At 44.8% G+C, this 22,216-nt stretch carries 12 protein-coding genes and 1 pseudogene; 7 read left to right on the top strand and 6 right to left on the bottom strand.

Going from position 1 to position 22,216, the window contains the following annotated elements:
* Nucleotides 1–121: 121 nt before the first annotated feature.
* A pseudogene (locus EPB59_RS19015) lies at nucleotides 122–482 on the bottom strand (winged helix-turn-helix domain-containing protein); the annotation flags it as partial.
* Between the two features lie 264 nt (nucleotides 483–746).
* Here EPB59_RS19015 and htpG point away from each other — a divergent pair.
* The 3 genes from htpG (at nucleotide 747) to hemH (ending at nucleotide 4,706) form a co-directional block, all read left to right on the top strand.
* The gene (gene htpG, locus EPB59_RS08185; RefSeq protein ID WP_154172239.1) at nucleotides 747–2,654 is read left to right on the top strand and encodes a molecular chaperone HtpG; all 1,908 of its coding nucleotides are present in this window, start codon (nucleotides 747–749) and stop codon (nucleotides 2,652–2,654) included.
* A 307-nt stretch (nucleotides 2,655–2,961) separates the two neighbouring features.
* Nucleotides 2,962–3,606 carry an adenylate kinase gene (gene adk, locus EPB59_RS08180; RefSeq protein WP_154172237.1) on the top strand — a complete coding sequence of 215 codons (645 nt, stop codon included), beginning with the start codon at nucleotides 2,962–2,964 and terminating at the stop codon, nucleotides 3,604–3,606.
* A gap of 125 nt (nucleotides 3,607–3,731) precedes the next feature.
* Complete coding sequence (gene hemH, locus EPB59_RS08175; RefSeq protein ID WP_154172235.1) at nucleotides 3,732–4,706, top strand: ferrochelatase; 975 nt, start codon at nucleotides 3,732–3,734, stop codon at nucleotides 4,704–4,706.
* A 72-nt stretch (nucleotides 4,707–4,778) separates the two neighbouring features.
* On the opposite strand, the gene dtpA is transcribed toward hemH, so the two are convergent.
* Nucleotides 4,779–6,260 carry a dipeptide/tripeptide permease DtpA gene (dtpA, locus tag EPB59_RS08170; protein WP_195706959.1) on the bottom strand — a complete coding sequence of 494 codons (1,482 nt, stop codon included), beginning with the start codon at nucleotides 6,258–6,260 and terminating at the stop codon, nucleotides 4,779–4,781.
* Nucleotides 6,261–6,770: 510 nt separating this feature from the next.
* Between dtpA and rfaH the strand changes: the two genes are divergently transcribed.
* Nucleotides 6,771–7,268 (top strand): transcription/translation regulatory transformer protein RfaH, encoded by a 498-nt coding sequence (gene rfaH / locus EPB59_RS08165; RefSeq protein ID WP_154172231.1) that lies wholly within the window; start codon nucleotides 6,771–6,773, stop codon nucleotides 7,266–7,268.
* Nucleotides 7,269–7,358: 90 nt separating this feature from the next.
* On the opposite strand, the gene asnB is transcribed toward rfaH, so the two are convergent.
* The 4 genes from asnB to nagA form a co-directional block, all read right to left on the bottom strand.
* Nucleotides 7,359–9,023: an asparagine synthase B gene (asnB, locus tag EPB59_RS08160; protein ID WP_055051650.1), complete on the bottom strand. Its 1,665-nt coding sequence runs from the start codon at nucleotides 9,021–9,023 to the stop codon at nucleotides 7,359–7,361.
* Nucleotides 9,024–9,218: 195 nt separating this feature from the next.
* On the bottom strand, nucleotides 9,219–10,805 hold the full coding sequence (locus EPB59_RS08155) for a cation:proton antiporter family protein (protein WP_154172229.1): 1,587 nt from the start codon (nucleotides 10,803–10,805) through the stop codon (nucleotides 9,219–9,221).
* Nucleotides 10,806–10,898: 93 nt separating this feature from the next.
* On the bottom strand, nucleotides 10,899–12,113 hold the full coding sequence (gene nagC, locus EPB59_RS08150; RefSeq protein ID WP_154172227.1) for a DNA-binding transcriptional regulator NagC: 1,215 nt from the start codon (nucleotides 12,111–12,113) through the stop codon (nucleotides 10,899–10,901).
* A 2-nt stretch (nucleotides 12,114–12,115) separates the two neighbouring features.
* Nucleotides 12,116–13,252, bottom strand: coding sequence for an N-acetylglucosamine-6-phosphate deacetylase (nagA, locus tag EPB59_RS08145; protein WP_154172225.1), 1,137 nt, complete (start codon nucleotides 13,250–13,252; stop codon nucleotides 12,116–12,118).
* Nucleotides 13,253–13,733: 481 nt separating this feature from the next.
* Between nagA and nagE the strand changes: the two genes are divergently transcribed.
* From nagE to EPB59_RS08130, 3 genes are all read left to right on the top strand, one after another.
* Nucleotides 13,734–15,305, top strand: a complete 1,572-nt coding sequence (gene nagE, locus EPB59_RS08140) for an N-acetylglucosamine-specific PTS transporter subunit IIBC (RefSeq protein WP_055051654.1) — start codon at nucleotides 13,734–13,736, stop codon at nucleotides 15,303–15,305.
* 239 nt (nucleotides 15,306–15,544) lie between these two features.
* Nucleotides 15,545–17,215, top strand: a complete 1,671-nt coding sequence (gene glnS, locus EPB59_RS08135; protein ID WP_055043876.1) for a glutamine--tRNA ligase — start codon at nucleotides 15,545–15,547, stop codon at nucleotides 17,213–17,215.
* 225 nt (nucleotides 17,216–17,440) lie between these two features.
* Complete coding sequence (locus tag EPB59_RS08130) at nucleotides 17,441–22,186, top strand: FimV/HubP family polar landmark protein (RefSeq protein ID WP_154172223.1); 4,746 nt, start codon at nucleotides 17,441–17,443, stop codon at nucleotides 22,184–22,186.
* Nucleotides 22,187–22,216 lie beyond the last annotated feature (30 nt).

The following is a 22,216-nucleotide window of genomic DNA, read 5'->3' as shown; positions in this document are numbered from 1 at the left end:
TTGTTTATCGCTGTTTGTGTCGAAGATTCGGTATGTAGGCTACTGATTGCCGGCATTGAATTGAGCGTTTCAGCTACGTCAATATTGGCATTTTGCTGAGCAGATTCGTCCACTTCTATAGATCGCAGAATCTCTTCTTCGACTGTGTCGACACGAGCGATCAGTTGATAGCCACGTTTAGGTACAGTTTTGACGTATTGTGGTGATTTTGTGGAATCTTTGAGCAGCTTTCGTAGTGTAGAGATGGCTTGAGTTAGGCTTGAGTCATCAACTTCAAAGCCCTGTTCCCGCCATACAAAATCATGCAAATCGTTACGAGAAACAACTTCATTGGGATGCTGGGCAAGTAACCACAAAATCCGGCTTTCGTTACTGCCTAAGCGAATGATCTCTTCACTATTTTCTTTATCAATTAAAGAATTGCTTAAGGGATCAAAGGTAAATCTTTCAGCAAGAATGAATTTAGTACCAATATTACTCATCGATATCTTCTTTTGAGTTATGTCCTTGTATGAACATTTGATATCCCAGCTTCTCCCTGTCACAACACTCAGACTTTACTGGTTTTTTTATCTTCTTTGATAAAAATGCCGGGTTAGGATAATCCAATCTCAATCAAAAAACAGTGTTTTTATGAGTTTTGACCTTGAATTTACATTTTTTGTCCATATCTCACTTGCACATCCAGGTAATTCCATTGAATCTCGATGGATCAATAGTTTGAAACAGAAGTAAACGGAGCGATTATGAGCGAAACAGCAACCACTAATAAAGAAACGCGTGGTTTTCAATCTGAAGTTAAACAACTGCTGCACCTGATGATTCACTCTTTGTATTCCAACAAAGAAATTTTCCTGCGTGAGTTAATTTCGAATGCATCCGATGCTGCCGACAAATTGCGCTTTCAAGCACTTTCTCAGCCTGATCTCTATCAGGGTGATGCAGAACTCGGGGTCAAGCTCTCGTTTGATCAAGAAAACAATACGCTGACGATTTCGGATAACGGCATTGGTATGAGCCGTGACGAAGTGATCGAAAACCTCGGTACTATTGCGAAGTCGGGTACGGCAGAATTCTTTTCAAAGCTTTCTCAAGAGCAGTCAAAAAGCTCACAATTGATTGGCCAATTTGGTGTGGGTTTCTATTCGGCATTTATCGTAGCCGATGCGGTGACGGTTCGTACTCGTGCGGCGGGTTCTGCGCCTGCGGAGGCGGTGCAGTGGTATTCGAAAGGTGAGGGTGAGTACACCATTGAAACCATCAATAAAGAGGCTCGTGGTACTGACATTATTTTACACCTTCGCGAAGAGGGTAAAGAGTTCCTTTCAGAATGGCGTTTGCGTGATGTGATCTCTAAATACTCGGATCACATTGGTATTCCGGTTTATATCCAAACGGCAGAGTTGGACGAGGAAGGCAAAGCCACTGCAGAAATGAAGTGGGAACAAATCAACAAAGCTCAAGCATTATGGACGCGCTCTAAATCTGACGTGACGGATGAGGAATATAAAGAGTTCTACAAGCATGTATCACACGATTTTTCTGATCCACTCGTGTGGAGTCATAACAAAGTCGAAGGTAAGAATGACTATACAAGCTTGCTGTATATCCCTGCTAAAGCGCCTTGGGACTTGTTTAACCGCGATCATAAGCATGGTTTAAAACTGTATGTGCAACGCGTGTTTATTATGGATGATGCAGCACAGTTCATGCCGTCCTACCTGCGTTTTGTGCGTGGTTTGATTGATTCTAACGATTTACCTCTCAACGTATCTCGTGAAATTCTGCAAGATAACAAGATCACGCAGTCACTGCGTCAAGCTTGTACTAAGCGTGTGTTGACTATGCTTGAGCGTATGGCGAGTAGCGATGCTGAAAATTACCAGAAATTCTGGAAAGAGTTTGGCTTGGTGATGAAAGAAGGCCCAGCGGAAGACTTTGCGAATCGTGAAAAAATTGCCGGTTTGCTGCGCTTTGCGTCAACTCATGTCGATTCAGCAGAACAAGCCATCAGTTTGTCGTCTTATGTTGAACGCATGAAAGAAGGGCAAGATAAGATTTACTATCTCACCGCGGACAGCTACACCGCAGCGAAAAACAGCCCTCACTTAGAGCAGTTTAAATCCAAAGGCATTGAAGTGATTTTGATGTTTGATCGCATCGATGAATGGTTAATGAATTATCTGCCAGAGTTTGATGGCAAAGCGTTCCAATCGATCACCAAAGCTGGGCTTGATCTTAGCCAATTCGAAGATGCGGCGGAAAAAGAGAAGCATAAAGAAGCTGAAGAACAATTCAAATCAGTGGTTGAACGAGTGCAAGGTTACCTTGGTGACCGAGTCAAAGAGGTGCGTACTACGTTTAAATTGGCCAACACTCCTGCAGTTGTCGTCACCGATGACGATGAAATGGGGACGCAAATGGCCAAGCTACTGGCGGCTGCAGGGCAACCTGTACCAGAGGTAAAATACATCCTCGAAATTAACCCAGAACATGCTTTGGTCAAGCGCATGGCCGATGAAGCGGATGAGCAGATTTTTGGCCGTTGGGTCGAGGTGTTGCTTGGTCAAGCCATGCTCGCTGAACGAGGCTCAATGGAAGATCCATCACAATTTTTGAGTGCGATGAATCTGTTGTTAGGTCCCGTACATTAATTATGCCGTGTCACTATGGTCATTAAGCCCGCTTCGGCGGGCTTTTTCTTCGGCTGATTACGGGAGTGTGATAATGGAGGGAAAGTTTGGTATAGCCAGTCCTTTCAAGCACATTCTTTAGTCTTAGAACGGTATGCCAAACGATTTCTGTGATAGAATGCGGCACTTGAATGTGGTCATTAACGCGTGTATTTTTGCACGCCAGCTCGTTTCACGGGCTGTTCTGTCTGTTATACCGAAACTTACCGTGAGTTTTTGCAAGCGCTGTGAGCTTCGGTATAAAAATCAATTAGTATGAGGATAAAACATGCGCATCATTCTTCTCGGTGCTCCGGGTGCAGGTAAAGGCACACAAGCTCAATTCATCATGGAAAAATTTGGTATTCCACAAATTTCAACGGGTGACATGCTGCGTGCAGCCATCAAGGCGGGTACTGAACTCGGTAAGCAAGCGAAAGCAGTAATCGATGCAGGACAATTGGTATCGGATGACATTATTTTAGGTCTTATCAAAGAGCGTATTGCTCAGGCTGACTGTGAGAAAGGTTTCCTACTAGATGGTTTCCCGCGCACTATTCCACAAGCTGATGGCCTGAAAGAAATGGGTATCAATGTTGACTACGTGATTGAGTTTGACGTAGCGGATGATGTGATTGTTGAGCGTATGACAGGTCGTCGTGCTCATCTACCATCTGGTCGCACTTATCACGTGGTTTACAATCCGCCTAAAGTCGAAGGTAAAGACGATGTAACTGGTGAAGAGCTAGTTATCCGTGAAGATGATAAAGAAGAGACCGTTCGTGCTCGTCTGAATGTTTATCACACTCAAACTGCTCCGCTTATTGAGTACTACGGTAAAGAAGCGGCTGCAGGCAAAACTCAATATCTGAAGTTTGATGGCACTAAGCAAGTCAGCGAAGTGAGCGCAGATATCGCAAAAGCGTTAGCGTAATCATCAACCTGATGTGTTGATTGTATTGATAGGTGAAATAAAGCGGCATTAAAGCCGCTTTTTTTATAAACTTTTTGGCAGAAATCGACGTAATACGCTTTGTTGAATGCATTTTAAGGGAAGCCATGAATAATCATAAAAAACTTGGCGTTTTGCTGGCCAATTTAGGTACGCCTCAAGCGCCCACCCCCGAAGCCGTAAAAGCCTTTTTGAGCCAGTTTCTTCACGATCCACGCGTGGTTGATATGAGTCGTTGGCTTTGGTGCCCTCTATTACATGGCATCATTTTACCGACACGCTCTCCAAAAGTTGCCAAATTGTATCAATCGATTTGGATGGAAGAGGGCTCGCCACTTATGGTGTATTCCGAACGCCAACGTCAGAAATTATCGGAAATCACACAGTTACCTGTGGAGCTAGGAATGACTTATGGAAAGCCTAGCCTGCTTGATGGTGTGCAGAAATTGCAACAACAAGGCGTGGAGTCTATTGTTGTGCTGCCTCTTTATCCGCAGTATTCGGCAACGACTACGGCTGCAGTATTTGACGGATTAGCAAAAGCACTACGTCATCTTCCTATTGTGCCTGAATTGCAGTTTATTCGTGACTATCATAATCATCCACTCTACATCGAAGCGCTTGCGGACAGTGTAAGAGCTTCATGGCAGCAGAATGGGCAAGGTGAGATGTTGCTTTGTTCTTATCATGGAATACCTAAGCGTTATGCAGAAAATGGTGATATCTATCCCGAGCATTGCCAAACTACCACTCGTCTGCTTGCTGAGGCTTTAGGATTACCAGAAGGTCAAGTGATGATGACTTATCAATCTCAGTTTGGTAAAGAAGAGTGGCTGCAGCCTTACACGGATAAGACGATGGAAGCACTACCCAATAAAGGGGTAAAAAAACTCGATGTCATTTGCCCTGCATTTTCAGTGGACTGTTTAGAAACGCTAGAAGAAATCGCAGAGCAGAACCAAGAGATTTTTCTACACAATGGGGGAGAGGCTTTCCATTACATCTCTTGTTTGAATGATAGTTCGAGTCACATAGCATTGATGGCGGCACTCATCAAACCGTATTTGCGCGTGATAGGTTAGAGGTTTGTTGCTTGCAAAAACAAACAGCGCCATTGGGCGCTGTTTTCAATTTTAAAACACACTATTCAAAGATTATTGAGTTGCTAGCTCTAACTGCTCTGTCTCGCCACGACAGATTCGAGTTAGCTTGGGTGCAATCATGAAGGTAACTAAAGCAATCGCTGCAGTGACATAGCCGATTTGGGCAAACACATCACCATAAACCAATAACGACTCGGTGGCGCCGGCCACATTAGCCGGTGTTGACGTTAGGCTTGCAACCCAACCGGCGATAACTGCAGCTGATGCTGAGGTAAGGAACCACATACCCATCGCAAAGCCCATCATGCGTTGTGGTACAAGTTGTGCGACCATCGCTAAACCAAGGCCAGAAACGAGAAGCTCACCAATCGATTGGAAAGCATAACTTGCGATCAACCAATTTGAGCTGATGATACCTTGTTCGTTGGCAAAGAGTGTTCCCCAACTTAAAACTAAGAAGGAGAGGGCACATAACGCCATGCCAATCGCGAATTTAAAGGGCATCGCTAATTTATCCCCCAGTTTTCCATAGGCCGCTGCCAAGATTGGGCTCGCGATCATGATCCAAAATGGGTTGAGAGCTTGGAATTGCTCAGGGGCAACATCAAAACCCAAGATATGATGTTCAACATTATTGATAGCGAAGAAATTAAGTGAAGTTGGCATCTGGAAATAGAGTACGAAAAACACCACACCTTGCAGCATAAGAATGAATGCCACTAACATTTTTGCACGTTCAATACCAGAAATGGAGAAGGCTTCTTTAAAATAGCAACCCAAAATAAACAGGCCGGCGAGCACTAAAATACCGTGTGCAAGACTCAGGTTCTGCAATAAATAGCTGCATACCAAGCTGGCAATAACCGATCCTACCGCGACCAAAACCAAGTGCAGTTTATTGACGGGTGCAAGGTCGGCAGGTGAGCCAGTACCCTTTAGCATGCGTTGGCAGAATAGGAAGTTGACGACAGTAATGGCGAGCCCCACGGCACTGACACCAAAAGCCATGCCGTAGCCCATTTTTACTGCGACGATCGGTGTAATGATCATCGAGAAAAATGAACCTAAGTTAATGGCCATGTAGTACATGGTAAAGGCACCATCTAAGCGTGGATCATTCTCAGGGTAGATTTTTGCAAGCAAGCTTGATGGGTTGGCTTTAAATAAGCCATTTCCGACAGTAATGAAACCCATCGCGACGTAAATCAAAGTGGGTCCGACTAATGGGTGTTTGGCTGTGGAAAGCCCAAGTAAAATATACCCTACCATCATGACGATTGCGCCAAGGGTAATTGCCCGCTTGGTGCCAATCACCTTATCGCCAATCCAACCACCGATTGCAACAAATCCATAAACTAAGGCAGAAAATGCGCCGAAAAGAACGAAAGAGGCGGATTCATCCATTCCCATAATTTTGACCATGTAGACGGTCAGGATGGCTTGCATACCGTAGAAACCAAAGCGTTCCCAAAATTCAATCGAAAAGATCAAATAGAACGCGTTGGGTTGTTTGAAGATATTAAGGTTGGACATAAGCATTCCTGTATCATTGTGTAGTGCAATTAGTGAAATCTGTTGTTCAGAAAACAACCATCAAACATTATTTTTATTTAACTCATCCATGAGAGTTTTTTATTCGGCTGATACCTATACAGTCAAAATAAATGCATAGCAATAACTTGTTTCGCGCTATTTAGGTGTAAGTAAATGTAAATTAATGAAAATTAATGAAAATTTGGTTGGTTTGAATGTGTTTTTTATTGCGAAAACTAATTTTCCATAAAAAGGTGTTGCGGCAAAGAATTAGGCTCTCTGACTTATTGATTCTTATAGTGAATGTAACAATTTGAATGTTTTGATTTTTGTTATTGATTTTGGGCGGTTGTGGCTTAACGATACGATATAGATGTTGTGCAAAGTAAGCTTAGAAATGCACTTGTGTTTAGGCATGGTTTCTATGAACGAGGGGAGGGCGAGGTTTTCTCTTTGTTGATCGGGTGTGGTAGCATGCCTAAAAAGTTTGGCTAGCAGCAAAGATAATAAATGAAACGTTGGTATTTACTCTATTGTAAGCGTGGCGAACAGCAGCGCGCGAAGATTCACTTAGAAAATCAGAGTGTTGAATGCTTCTATCCGGAAGTCTGTGTTGAAAAAATTCTACGTGGAAAGCGACAAATGGTTCAAGAACCGCTTTTCCCTTCTTATATGTTTGTGCGTTTTGACTTTGAACACGGTCCATCGTTTACAACCGTGCGTTCAACGCGGGGGGTTGTTGATTTTGTCCGTTTAGGGCCACACCCAAGAGAGCTGCAAGGTGATCTCATTTATCAGCTCAAACAGCTTGATTGTGAGCAAATGAAGAATCTAGCTCAGCAATTACCAGAGAAAGGACAAACCATTCTTGTGGCCAGAGGGCCATTTGCGGGCATCGAAGCCATCTATCAAGAGCCAGATGGGGATACACGTTCAATCATGCTGGTAAAAATGATCAGCCAGCAAGTGCCGATGAGCATTGAAAATACCGATTGGGAAATGAGCTAAAAAGAATGGGTGAATCGTGAAGTATTCATAAAAAAGCCAGAGTCATGATAACTCTGGCTTTTTTACTTTTGTGAGCAAAATATAGAATTGTTAGTAGGCTTGTTTATGCACAGCTTTGACTGCGCGACCAGATGGATCGATGCAGTTTTTAAAGGACTCGTCCCATTCAATGGCTTTAGCGGAAGAGCAAGCCACCGAAGGTCCTCCTGGTACGCAGCGTGCTGCTGATTCTAGAGGGAAGAGTTCTTCAAATATCTCACGATATACATAACCTTCTTTAGTGGTTGGTGTATTGTAAGGGAAACGGAATCTCGCGGTTTCCATTTGCTGATCGCTGATTTTTGCTTCCGCTGTGGCTTTGAGAGTATCAATCCAACCGTATCCTACCCCATCAGAGAACTGTTCTTTCTGACGCCATGCAATCGATGCTGGTAGATAGTCCTCAAAACATTCGCGCAGGATGTGTTTCTCCATCTTACCGTTGCCACACATTTTATCGGCAGGGTTGAGGCGCATTGCAACGTCGATAAACTCTTTATCTAGGAAAGGCACTCGACCTTCAACGCCCCATGCTGCGAGTGATTTGTTGGCTCTAGCACAGTCGAACAAGTTTAAAGCTAGCAGTTTGCGCACGGTTTCCTCGTGAAATTCTTTTGCGTTCGGCGCTTTATGGAAGTAGAGGTAGCCACCAAAAATCTCGTCAGCCCCCTCACCGGAAAGAACCATCTTGATGCCCATCGCTTTAATTTTACGCCCCATCAAAAACATGGGTGTTGAAGCTCGAATCGTAGTGACGTCATATGTTTCGATGTGGTAAATCACATCACGAATCGCGTCTAACCCTTCTTGAATGGTGTAAGTCATTTCATGGTGCACAGTACCGATTTTTTCCGCTACTTCACGGGCAGCTTTTAAATCAGGAGCGCCTTCTAAGCCGATCGCGAATGAATGTAACTGTGGCCACCAAGCCGCTGTTTTTTCATCATCTTCAATACGCATTGCTGCAAAACGTTTGGCAATCGCAGAAGTAATGGAGGAATCCAACCCACCTGATAGCAATACACCATAAGGTACATCGGTCATCAATTGGCGTTTTACTGCAGCTTCCAGTGCTTGAGTTAGCTCTTCTTTGCTGCTGACGTTATCTTTTACTTCATCAAAACTATTCCAATCACGCACATAGTAGCGTGTTGCCGCTTGTTCTTTCGAGCTGAAGTAGCTGCCAGGAGGAAACTCGCTCAAGGTTTTGCATACTGGAACCAGAGCCTTCATTTCGGAAGCGATATAGAAGTTACCGTGTTCATCATGCCCCTGATAAAGAGGGATAATACCAATATGATCGCGTCCGATGAGATATTCATCCTTTTCTTCATCGTAGAGGACGAAAGCAAAAATACCATTAAGCTCTTCAAGAAGCTCAGTACCTTTATCTCGGTACAGTGCTAGGATCACTTCACAGTCAGAATCGGTTTGGAATTCATATTGATCTTTATAACGCTCACGAATTTCTTTGTGGTTGTAGATTTCACCATTCACCGCAAGAATGAGTTTGCGATCTGGGCTATAAAGGGGTTGAGCACCACTGTTGAGGCCAACAATAGCGAGGCGTTCATGAGCCAAAATGGCTTTGTCAGAGGCGTAAATACCTGACCAGTCTGGGCCGCGATGACGCAGTTTTTTCGACATTTCAAGAGCAACGGGTCTTAGCGTTGCAGCATCGGTTTTAATGTCCAAGATGCCAAAGATAGAGCACATATGAAATCCTTTTAAATGTTTTTTAATCTGTTGAACTTAATTTGCCATTCTGATTAAAAACTTCAACCCTTTGTTATGTTTTATTTTGAATAAAAAGATTTTGATTAAATAATTTCCACCTTAAATTTGCTTTTGGTGGATGTTTTTTAAAAAATGGTGAGAAAAGAAGCAATAGGGCGAGATTCGCCCTATTTTTTAACGTCTTGTAAAGTTCGGTTTTAGTTGTTCACACACGTGGCGGGCAAAACCTGTACCTGCTTCACTATAAATGTTGAATGCAGCGTGGGCACCATGCTCAAGTAAACTGTCTATCTGATCGGGATATTCTGCAATGGCTGCAATTTGTCCTTGGTACTGGCGTTTTTGCAATTGTTCAAGAGCTACTTGGTTCGCCTGGTGGTGAGGCATGGCCAAAAGAACGAGTTTTACTTTACCTGTATCAAAAATACGCTCCCAAAAGTCAGGGTCAGTTGCATCGCCAGAAATCACATTGCGCCCCTCTTCACGATGACTTAGTGCTGCATCTTCACGGATTTCTACGCCAAGGCAGATATCACCATGTCGTGCTCTTAACTCTTCGTAAGCTCCGCGCCCAATTCGGCCCATCCCTAAAATCAACACTTGAGCCTCTCCAGGGTCAATCAAACGATCTCGTGTATGAAGTGACTCTGCAGCTTGTTCTTTTAACCATTTCGCCGAGCGTTGGTAGATAGCATGGCCTTTACGCTCAATGGGGGCCGCAAGAATAAATGAAAGCGGTACTGAAACTGCCAGAGCGACTAAAATATCACTGTTGATCCAGCCCATTTTAAATGCAAGCCCCCCAACAATGAGGCCAAACTCACTGAAGTTAAATAGTGACAGTGAGGCGAGCAAAGACGTACGAACCCGAAAATGGAACTGATGGATCACCCAGAAATAGAGTGCGCCTTTGATCGGCAACAAAAGCAGTAACAATAGAGCCAACATGATCCCTGTCGTCGTTGGTTGTGCCGAGAGCCCGATGTTAAGAAAGAAGCAAACCAAGAACAGCTCTTTTAGATTAAACAAGGCCTTGGAAAGTTCGGAGGCTTTTTTGTGGCTCGCGAGCATCATACCTAAGATTAAGGCTCCTAAATCAGGTTTCATGCCGACTAATTGAAATGAACCCGCACCCACGACAAGAGCGAAGAAAATACCAAATAGAACGAGCATTTCGCCATGGCCAACCCAATCTAGTAATTCATAAAACAGCGGACGTAGTAAGGGCAATAAAAATAGGCTGATGGCATACCACTCAGGCAGTTTCCCTGTCGAAGCAGTTAGAAATACAACGGCAAAAATATCTTGCATGACCAGAATGCCGATAGCCAATGTGCCATAGGTAGCATTCATTTCCCCCTTTTCTTGAAGCGATTTCACTGCAAAGACAGTGCTAGAGAAAGAAAGAGCAAAGCTGATCAAAATGAGTTTATCAAAAGTAAGTTCAGCTAAGCTATCAAGGCCTAGTTGCTTGAAAATAAGAAGTAAAATAGTAAAGAGTGCAGTAGACAGTACGTTATGTATTGTCGAACCTGCCCAGATTTCTTTTGCGAGTAATGTTTTGACTTCGAGCTTTAGACCGATAGTGAACAGAAGAAGTGTGACCCCAAGATCTGCGAGCAGAGAAATGGTGTCATTACTGCTAAATCCATAAGCATTTAGTGCAAAACCAGCAATCAAAAAACCAACCAGTGGCGGTAAATGGCACTTTAACGCGATAAAACCCGCGATAAATGCGGCTGAGAGAAGAATCAAATCCATGAGCTATGTTCTTAATTTAATAATAAAAAACGGTGGCATAAAAATGCCACCGTCATTATAGGTCAATCAGTTGCTTAAGCTTAGCGAAAATGCTTAGTCTTCAAGCAATTTTTGTAACAGAACCCCATTTAGCATCGCGCGCTTAATCATCGCAAACGCCCCCATGGTAGGTTGTTTGTAGACTTGCGAAGAGACAATGGGCAAATGTTGATGGAAAGTTTTTAACGACTGATTTTCTACATTGCGCTGAATAGCAGGAAAAACAATCTCCTTCGCGGCAGTAATTTGTCCGGCAATCACAATTTTTTGTGGGTTAAACAGGTTAACCGTGATAGCGATAGCCTTACCTAACTGATTGCCCACTCGCACTAAGGCTTGTTTGGCAAGCTCATCACCAGCATTAGCATGTTCACAAACATCATCAATTGTGATGGTGTCTAAGTTTGATAGCGATGATTCATATCCTTGGGCAATAAGCTTTTTCACTCGTGAAATAATGGCGGGGTTTGTTGCTACCGTTTCCAAACAGCCAAAGTTTCCACATTGACACTGTTCGCCTAATGGATCGATTTGGATGTGGCCAATTTCACCGACGTTACGGTTATAGCCTAAAAATACTTGTCCGTTAACAATGATCCCAGCCCCCGTGCCTCGATGCACACTGACAAGAATCGAATCTTGGCAATCTTGGCTAGCACCAAAGTAGTGTTCAGCAAGAGCAATTCCTCGCACATCGTTACCGACAAAGCATTCAACGTGGAATTCTTCACGAATGGTTTCACCGAGCGGCAATTCATTGATTACCACATTCGGCATGTATTCAACCACACCAGTCTCAGGATTCACTAAACCTGGAAGGGCAACACCAATGGCAATTAATTGATCAATGATTGGAGTGTGTTGCTGAATAAACTGTTTGATTTGTTTTATCAGGCTCGACATCAACACATCTTGAGTGTTGTAGTGAAACTCATGATGCTCATCGATTAAGGAGTTTCCGCCTAAATCATAAAGGCTTAGTTGGATGTAATCACGTCCAATGCGAACCGCAATAGAATGGAAAGGTTTGACTTCGGTGGTCAATGAAATCGCCCTCCGACCACCAGTAGAGGCTTGTTGGGCGACCTCTTTGATGAGGCCGCGTTCAAGGAGCTGGCGGGTAATCTTGGTAACACTGGCTGGGGCCAGTTGGCTTACGTCAGCGACTTGAATCCGACTGATTGGGCCTTGTTGGTCAATTAAGCGGTAAACCGCCGCACTGTTTAGCTGTTTAACTAAATCTACGTTACCAATCTGTCCGCCATTCATTATCAATTCTGCTCGTATTGTCCGTTAACTACCGTCGCTTTTACGTTGAAGTCACGATCAAAAACAGTCAGGTTGGCGATCATACCTTTTTTGATACGACCTAATTTTTCATCAACACCGATTGCTTTGGCTGGATACAGAGTAGCCATTCGCAGAGCTTCATCTAAAGCGATACCGACATGCTCAACCGTATTTTGAACTGCTTCGATCATTGTTAGGGCTGAACCGCCAAGCGTGCCATTTTCATCAACACATTTGCCATCTCGGTAATATACTTTCTTACCGACAAAAATAAAGTAATCCATATCAGCGCCTGCAGGAGCTGTGGCATCGGTCACTAATACGAGTTTTTCGCCTTTAATTTTATGTGCAATTCGGATGTTCGCGTAATCGACATGGAAGCCATCAGCAATGATGCCTGCATAGACATCTGGAGTATCATAAATTGCCCCCACCACGCCCGGTTCACGGCCGACCATTGGTGTCATCGCATTAAATAAATGAGTAGCAAAAGTGATACCGGATTCAAAGCTTTGACGCGCTTCAGCATAAGTTGCATTGGTATGGCCAATTGAAACGACAATCCCTGCTTTAACCAATTTTTCAATATGTTCAGGTTTGTTGTTTTCTGGAGCGAGAGTCACCTTTGCAATTACGTCGCGATTAGCGCACATAGTTTCAATCATCTCGTCATCGGAAGGGCGGATGAAGTCAACGCTGTGGATCCCTTTTTTCATTACATTGAGATAAGGGCCTTCAAGATGCAAACCGAGTGATTGATTTGGGTATTGGCTTTGGTATTCACGCGCAGCATCAATCGCTTGACGCATATTTTCATCTGATGATGTGATAAGCGTTGGAAGGAAGCTTGTGCAACCAGATTTTAAGTTAGCTTTGTGCATGATGTCGATGGTTTCTGCGGTAATTTCATCGTTAAACATGACTCCGCCACAACCGTTCAGTTGTAAATCGATAAAGCCAGGGCTGAGATTAGCGCCATTGAGGTCGACCATCTTAATACCTGATGGCAACATTTCCTCAGGGCAAACCGCGTCAATTGTTTCACCATTAATGATGACCGCGTGTTTTACTAGCACATCATTGCCAGTAAAGATCTTGCAGTTAGTTAGCGCATACATAATCAGCTAATCCTCTTGTCGATATTTTTTGATTCATTTTAGCGACTCAAACAAGGTTACAACCCAAGCGTAGGGTGGCTTCACTTTGCGGCTTAACTTCAATCAGGTCGCGAATTATCTATTGTGCAAAAGACCACAGAAACTGCGGTTAAAAATAAGTTTTGGTCAATCCACATTGAGTGGTGCTCAAACCAATGCTTTAAGCTAAAAATACTCTGCTTAATAGTGTAACACGGCGACTGTCTGACCAACAAACGCTGTGATATTAGCGCTTAAATAATGTTTTTTTACATCATAAAATAAGTTTTATGATCTGGCTAGCAAAATCCTTTCGTTCTTGATAGCTCTGGTGATTAGGATCACAAATGATGAGGTTTTAATTTGCGGAGCAAAATTAATGTCATAAACTGACCAGGACTAAATTGGGCGACTAAAAAAAGTCTCCTAATATTATACAAAAATCCTATAGGGGGAACTTAAGGTGAATATTCTTGGATATGCGCAAAAGTTAGGTAAAGCATTGATGCTGCCTATCGCGACGTTACCCGTTGCGGCGCTCTTACTTCGTTTGGGTCAACCTGACCTGTTAGGCATTCCATTCATGGCAGCAGCGGGCGATGCAATCTTTAGCCAACTGCCACTATTGTTTGGTCTCGGTATTGCTATCGGTCTATCTAAAGATGGATCGGGCGCTGCTGGCCTTGCGGGCGCAGTGGCTTACTTTGTTCTGACTGCAACAGCAAAAACGATTGATGCTTCAATCAACATGTCATTCTTTGGTGGTATCTTCGCGGGTATCATTGCAGGTCACGCATACAATGCATTCCACACTACTCGTCTGCCAGAATGGCTAGCGTTCTTTGCTGGTAAGCGTTTAGTGCCAATCATGGCTGGCTTGTTTGCTCTGGTTGCTGGTGCTATTTCTGGTGTGGTTTGGCCTTCAATTCAAGGTGGTTTAGACGCTCTGGCTCATGCAGTATCAACTTCTGGCGCTCTTGGTCAATTTGTTTACGGTACTCTTAACCGCGCGCTGATCCCTGTTGGTCTGCACCATGTTCTGAACTCTTACTTCTGGTTCGGTATGGGTACTTGCCAAGAGATCCTAGTTTCTGGTGCTCAAGCGGCTGGCCAAGCTCTGCCTGCACTCGAGAAACTGTGTGTGGATCCAGCTCTAGCGAAAACTCTAGTGGTTGGTCAAGAACATACTTTTGCGTTTAAAAATGCCGTAACACCTGAAATCACAGCTGTGATTAAAGAAGTGACTGAAGTGGTTAAATCTGGCGACCTACACCGTTTCTTCGGTGGCGATAAGAGCGCTGGGGTATTCATGAACGGCTTCTTCCCAGTAATGATGTTTGGTCTACCAGGTGCTGCACTTGCTATGTACCTAGCCGCTCCAGTTGAGCGTCGTAGCCAAGTGGGTGGTGCTCTGTTCTCTGTAGCATTCTGTTCATTCCTAACAGGTATTACAGAACCTCTAGAGTTCATGTTTGTATTCTTAGCTCCTGCTCTGTATGCAATGCACGCTGTGTTCACTGGTCTGTCATTGGTTGTTGCTAACATGTTTGGCACACTGCACGGTTTCGGTTTCTCTGCAGGTCTGATTGACTTCCTGCTGAACTGGGGTCTAGCAACCAAACCAGTTACACTGTTCATCATTGGTCTGGCATTCTTTGCTCTGTACTTCTTCACTTTCTCTTTCGCGATTCGTGCATTCAATCTGAAATCACCAGGTCGTGAAGATGAAGAAGTTGCAACTGAGACTGACTCAGGCGATGCAGTGAAAGGCGATCTAGCTCGTCAATACTTGAAAGCACTGGGTGGTCATGAAAACCTGACTTCTATTGATGCTTGTATCACTCGTCTACGTCTGACTCTGAAAGATCGTTCTGTTGCTGACGAAGTGGTTCTGAAGAAACTTGGCGCGAAAGGCGTAGTGAAATTGGGTGAGAATAACTTACAAGTTATCCTTGGCCCTCTAGCTGAAATCGTTGCGGGTGAGATGAAAGCCATCAGCCCAAGCGAAGATTTGTCAGCCGTAAAACTGCCATAATCGCAATCATACTCTAGCCATAATCAAAGCCTTCGCGAAAGCGGAGGCTTTTTACTTATTTAGAACTGGCGATATAACCACCGAACCATAGAAATAATCGCAAGAAATCCATACTTTTTATTGTGCCAAACGCAAGAATTGTGGATGATTAGCGGCAATATTTTCTGTTTTCTAGCCTTTGCTGCGTGAAAACAAGAAACGCTTTCTGACAATACTAAATGAATTTTGAGGTGCTATAGATGAGTGAAGCTGAGGCTCGTCCATCGAACTTCATCCGCCAAATTATCGATAAAGATCTTGCGGATGGTAAACACACGACCGTGCATACTCGTTTCCCTCCGGAGCCGAATGGTTATCTGCACATCGGTCACGCCAAGTCAATCTGTCTGAATTTTGGTATTGCTCAGGATTATCAGGGGCAGTGTAACCTGCGTTTTGATGATACAAACCCAGAAAAAGAAAACCTTGAATACGTTGAGTCGATCAAAAAAGATGTGACTTGGCTTGGTTTTGAATGGTCGGGTGATGTGTGTTACTCATCTGACTATTTTGACAAGCTTTACGAATACGCTGTAGAACTGATTCAAAAAGGCTTAGCGTATGTTGATGAGCTTACGCCAGAACAAATTCGTGAATATCGCGGCACGTTAACTGAGCCTGGTAAGCACAGCCCATACCGCGATCGCAGCGTAGAAGAAAACTTAGCGCTGTTTGAAAAAATGCGTGCGGGAGAATTTGAAGAGGGTAAAGCCTGCTTACGTGCGAAGATCGATATGGCATCTTCTTTCATTGTGATGCGTGATCCAGTGCTTTATCGTGTGCGCTTTGCAGAGCATCACCAAACCGGTGACAAATGGTGCATTTATCCGATGTACGATTTCACACACTGTATTTCTGATGCGCTCGAAGGTATTACGCACTCTATTTGTACTTTGGAATTCCAAGACAACCGTCGTCTGTACGATTGGGTTTTGGATAACATTACGATTCCGTGCCATCCACGTCAGTATGAATTCAGCCGTTTGAATCTCGAATATACGGTGATGTCAAAACGTAAGCTGAACCAGCTAGTGACTGAAAAACTGGTCAATGGTTGGGATGACCCACGTATGCCGACCATTTCTGGCCTACGTCGTCGTGGTTTCACACCAAGCGCAATCCGCGAGTTTTGTAAGCGCATTGGTGTAACCAAACAAGAAAACATGATTGAGTTCAGTGCGCTTGAATCGTGCATTCGTGATGATCTCAACGAAAATGCACCTCGTGCTATGGCAGTGCTGGATCCGGTTAAAGTTGTGATTGAAAACTTCGCGGCCGACACTGTAGAAACACTCACCATTGCTAACCATCCAAATAAACCTGAGATGGGCGAGCGTGAAGTGCCATTCACTCGTGAATTGTGGATTGAGCGTGAAGACTTCCGCGAAGAAGCGAATAAGAAATACAAACGTCTTGTGCTTGGCAAAGAAGTCCGCCTACGTGGTGCCTATGTGGTGAAAGCTGAGCGCATTGAGAAAGATGAGCAAGGCAATATCACTACTATTTTCTGCTCATACGATCCTGAAACTTTGGGTAAAAACCCAGCTGATGGTCGCAAAGTGAAAGGTGTGATTCACTGGGTATCCGCTGAAAAAGGTGTTTCAGCAGAGTTTCGTCTCTACGAGCGTCTGTTCACTGTACCTAATCCAGGTGCGGCAGATAACTTTGCAGAAACGATTAACCCTGAATCCCTGGTGAAAGTTCAAGGTTACGTAGAACCAAGCCTTGTTGCTGCTCAACCTGAGTTTGGTTACCAATTTGAGCGTATGGGTTATTTCTGTGCAGACAGCAAAGACTCTAGTGCGCAAGCATTGGTGTTTAACCGTACTGTTGGCCTGCGTGATAGTTGGGCAAAAATCGACGAAGAATAAGTCGAAAAGGATCACTATTGATAAAGCCAGCCAGAGTGCTGGCTTTATTTTTAGTCGCGTGAAAATGGGTTTGCTTCACGCTAGGGCTGAAATTTGTGTGAGATTCCTGCGATTATTCCGGTCGTGACACATTTTTTGCCAGCCAGTCTATAGTTTTGCTGGAAGGATCCGATATATTTAACCAATCTCCGTACTTCAAAATTCAAAGCACATACTGAGCCTTTTATGCGTCGATTTTTCCAACGACTACTACTGCCTGTCGCAGTGATGGTCGTGACTCAGATTTCTTTCGTCAGTGCAGAAAGCATTCGTCTTGTTGGTCCTAATGGCCAAGTTCAACCTACGCCTCAATACAGTGAAAATATTGTTCGTAATTCGGCCAATAGCGAACCCGGTAAATTTTTCGGCCCGACAACGGAAAATCAGACCTTGTGGTCAATCGCGACTCAATTAAGACCGTCTCCCAGTGTGACGGTACAGCAGACGTTACTGGCGATTTATCAGCTCAATCCACAAGCGTTTGAGAATCAAAATATCCATACTCTGATCCCTGGTAGTACATTACGCGTACCGTCATTAGCGCAAATTAGCCGTAATAGTAACCAAGAAGCAGTCAATATCATGGCTGCTCACCAAGCGAAATTAAACCAAACACCAGTGGCACCTGCTGTGCCTGTTCGTCCCGCTGCTCCACCTAAAGTGCAGGAAGTCGCTCAAACACAACCTGAGGTTGCCCCTCAACCCAAAGTAGAAGAAAAACCAGCCCCTGAGATTAAGAACGCGGTTAAGCCAGTTAATTCAGAGACTGAAGTGATGGCGTTGGAAGAGAAAAACCATACGCTGCGAGTCATGTTATCTGAAGTCCAGTCTGAAGTGAGTTCGTTAAAACAAGAGCTGGGTGATGAAAATAGGATCCGCAGTGAAGTCGAAAAACTGCTCGAAGAAGAACGTCGTAAAGCCGAAGAAGCGCAGCGTCTCGCTCCCTCATCGTTGGATAATCTACTCTCAAACGGTTGGTTAGTGGCTCTGCTAGCCCTTATTCCTGGACTTCTGATTGCGATCGTGGTGCTACTGCTGCTCAATCGTCGTTCGGCCGCACAGCAAGACAATACCAATTCATCCAATCTTATTTCTGAAATGCCTACCGCAGCGCCAGTAACCCTTGGTCCGGAACAAACCGATGATATTGGTGATGACCTGTTATTGGATGATGATCTATTCAGTACCACTGATGATAAGGAAGAAAGCGCACAAGAAGATAAAGCTTTCTCTGATGATGATGTTTTCGCCGATTTGAATGAAACCGATCTGGATTTCAATCTCGATGGGCAAGATAGCGAAGATCTGTTTGTTGGCATTGACGATGACGGAGATCTGGACACTGAATTTGATGCGTTGAATGAAAGTGCCAACGGAATTTCAGTTAATAGTGATGATAAAGCGCTTGGACTCGAAGAGATGGAGCGGGCGCTCAACGATGTGACAACAGAAACAGAGGACGAAGATCTCAATTCTTTTGACTTGGCTGATGAGCATCAGATGTCAGAGGACGATATTGAAGCTCTGTTATCTGGCGATGCAGGACAGGATGAACCTCTTGAGGATGGTAACATCGACCAGTCACTGCTGGATGATTTGCTGTCCAGTGAACTGGATGCCCTTGATGAAGAGCCGGAACTTCAAGATACCGAAACGCTCGATACTTTATTGAATGATGAATTAGACCTGCTCAATACAGAAGGCGATGATGAGTTTGATTTAAGCGGTGCAGGTGTTGTCGATGAGCAAGATCTCGATGACTTGTTTGCTTCTATTGAGGAGCAAGCCGATCTTGAACATCTGGAAGCCAATGCGGTGGATGAAACAGCACTACTCGATGAAATGCTGGCTGAGCATGAAACACCGGTCGCGGAAAATAGTACCGATCTTCTTGAAGAGTTGCTTGATGAATTTGATACCCCCGAAACCGATGAGCTTGGGCTGCGAGCGACTCATCTCGCACAAGCTGATGAACCATTAGCTGAATTAGAGCAAGACAGTACGCAATTACTGGATGAGGTGTTGGGTGAGCCGATATCGAATGAAGATCTATCTGGACTCGATATTGATCAAAATAGCACGGAACTGTTGGATGAGTTGCTCGATGACTTGGATTTAGATGATGAGTCGGTTGAAACCAGTGAATTCTCAGTGGCTCCGGAAAAACTCAGTGTTGAAGACGGCACTGAGCTGTTTGATGAATTACTTGAAATAGAGCAACAAGCAGAACAAGTTGATTCCCCGATTGACGATGAATTTAATAGCGATACTTTCATTGATGATTTACTCAACTCTGCACCCGCTACCGATCCTTTACTTGAGCCTCAACGTGATGAATTAGAGTCAATTGCGCAAGCCGATGATTTTGATTTCAAACCAGAAATTGAAGGCAGTACCGAAGAGGAGTCGGCGCCTTTACCTCAAAATACACTTCCTGCGAATGAGTTTGGCATTCCTCAAGATGATGATTGGGCCTTTGAAGAGGAAACCTCTTCGCATGGGGCTGATAATCTAGAGGCACCATCATTAAGCACTAGTGCTATCAATGACTTGTCCGATATTGCAGATAGCCATGAGACAAAAGAAGAGCAACAAGATGAAGCATTGACTATCAATGATTTGGTGTTGCCTGAGGAAACGGAAGAGCAGGCTTTTAGTACATTCGCTCAACAGGATATGACTGATGTCTCTGAGCTTGACATGGATCCTCAACCTGAGCCAGTCACTGCTGACGCGAATGATACAGATCAAGATATAGAGACCAGTATCATCGATGATGATCTACTAGATGATTTCGCACCTGAATTGAGTAACGAACAAGCCGTTTCTGAACAGGATCTTGAACTTAGCCTTGATCCAGAAGTAGAGCAAGAATTCGTTGCACTTGATGAACTGGAACTACCAGAGTTCACCGAAGAAGATGCCCTCGTCGAAGCGTTGCAAGCACCTGCAGAGTCGGAACTAGAAGCCAGCCTTGATCCAGAAGTAGAGCAAGAGTTCGTTGCACTGGATGATCTGGAACTGCCAGAGTTCACCGAAGAAGATGCACTTGCTGAAGCGTTGCAAGCGCCTGTCGAGGAGTCAGAGCTTGAAGTAAGCCCTGAGCCAGAAGCTGAAGAAGAGTTCGTTGCACTAGATGAACTGGAACTACCAGAGTTCACCGAAGAAGAGGCACTCGCCGAAGCGTTGCAAGCGCCTATCGAAGAGCCAGAGCTTGAAGTAAGCCCGGAGCCAGAAGCTGAGGATGAGTTCACTGCACTGGATGAACTGGAACAGCCCGAGTTCACCGAAGAAGATGCCCTCGCCGAAGCGTTGCCAACTCCTGCAGAGTCGGAACTAGAAGCCAGCCTTGATCCAGAAGTAGAGCAAGAGTTCATTGCACTGGATGAACTGGAACTGCCAGAGTTCACCGAAGAAGATGCACTTGCTGAAGCGTTGCAAGCGCCTGTCGAGGAGCCAGAGCTTGAAGTAAGCCCTGAGCCAGAAGCTGAGGACGACTTCGCAACACTGGATGAACTGGAACTGCCAGAGTTCACCGAAGAAGAGTCACTTGCTGAAGCGTTGCAAGCGCCTGTCGAGGAGCCAGAGCTTGAAGTAAGCCCGGAGCCAGAAGCTGAGGACGAGTTCGCAACACTGGATGAGCTGGAACTGCCCGAGTTCACCGAAGAAGATGCACTCGCCGAAGCGTTGCCAACTCCTGAAGAGTCGGAACTAGACGCCAGCCTTGATCCAGAAGTAGAGCAAGAGTTCGTTGCACTGGATGAACAGGAACTGCCCGAGTTCACCGAAGAAGATGCACTTGCTGAAGCGTTGCAAGCGCCTATCGAGGAGCCAGAGCTTGAAGTAAGCCCTGAGCCAGAAGCTGAAGAAGAGTTCGTTGCACTGGATGAACTGGAACTGCCAGAGTTCACCGAAGAAGATGCACTTGCTGAAGCGTTGCAAGCGCCTGTCGAGGAGTCAGAGCTTGAAGTAAGCCCAGAGGCAGAAACTGAGGATGAGTTCACTGCACTGGATGAGCTGGAACTGCCCGAGTTCACCGAAGAAGATGCACTTGCTGAAGCGTTGCAAGCGCCTGTCGAGGAGCCAGAGCTTGAAACCAGCCTTGATCCAGAAGTAGAGCAAGAGTTCATTGCACTGGATGAACAGGAACTGCCAGAGTTTACCGAAGATGATGCACTCGCCGAAGTGTTGCAAGTGCCTGCAGAGCCGGAGCTTGGAACCAGTCTTGAGCCAGATGTAGACCAAGTTCCCGCAGCTGCGCTTGAGATTGCGTCTGAAACACCAACCGAGACCGCTAGTCGAGCTTCTCAACAAGGCTACGATGAAGATGCATTACATGATTGGTTAAGCGAAAGACCGGAAAACGAAAAAACATTCAGTTTTGATCGTCCGCTCGATGCGAAAACGATCGACAGTGCAGGCATGGATATTGATGCCATGTTGCAGATGGGAGGGGAAGACTGGAACGGTTTCCACTTAACGCCAGATCAGCAAGCACAGTTACCGGATGACGTGCCGGAAGACGAGCAGGCAATTTGGGCAAGTGAAACACCAGAGCCACAAGCAAAACCTGAGAATTGGGGTTCGCAAGAGGATCTGTTGGATTTCGACCCGCAGCGTGATGGTTACATGACGATTGATGAATTAATGGCACAGGTTGAATCGGAAGAGCAAAACCTAAACCCAGATGAAGAAGAACTGAAGCTTGATGTGGGTCTGGATGAGTTCCCCGATGTGATCGGTGATATTCGAGATATCGATGTGGATAGTGGCGCGGAAGCCGCGGGTAAGTTGGATCTTGCGAAAATTTACATCGAAATGAACGATGAGAAAGGTGCTATCAAATTACTCGAAGAGGCGATTGTTGACGGTGATGATGAAATTCGTCAGCAAGCTAAACGGCTAATTGATGTTCTTAATGGGCGAGTATAACCACTCTTTAAAAGGCAGCTTAGCTGCCTT

Origin of the sequence: Vibrio metoecus (assembly GCF_009665255.1) — a bacterium.
GTDB classification, from domain to species: Bacteria; Pseudomonadota; Gammaproteobacteria; order Enterobacterales; family Vibrionaceae; genus Vibrio; species Vibrio metoecus_B.
This window is presented reverse-complemented; position numbering and strand designations above follow the sequence as displayed.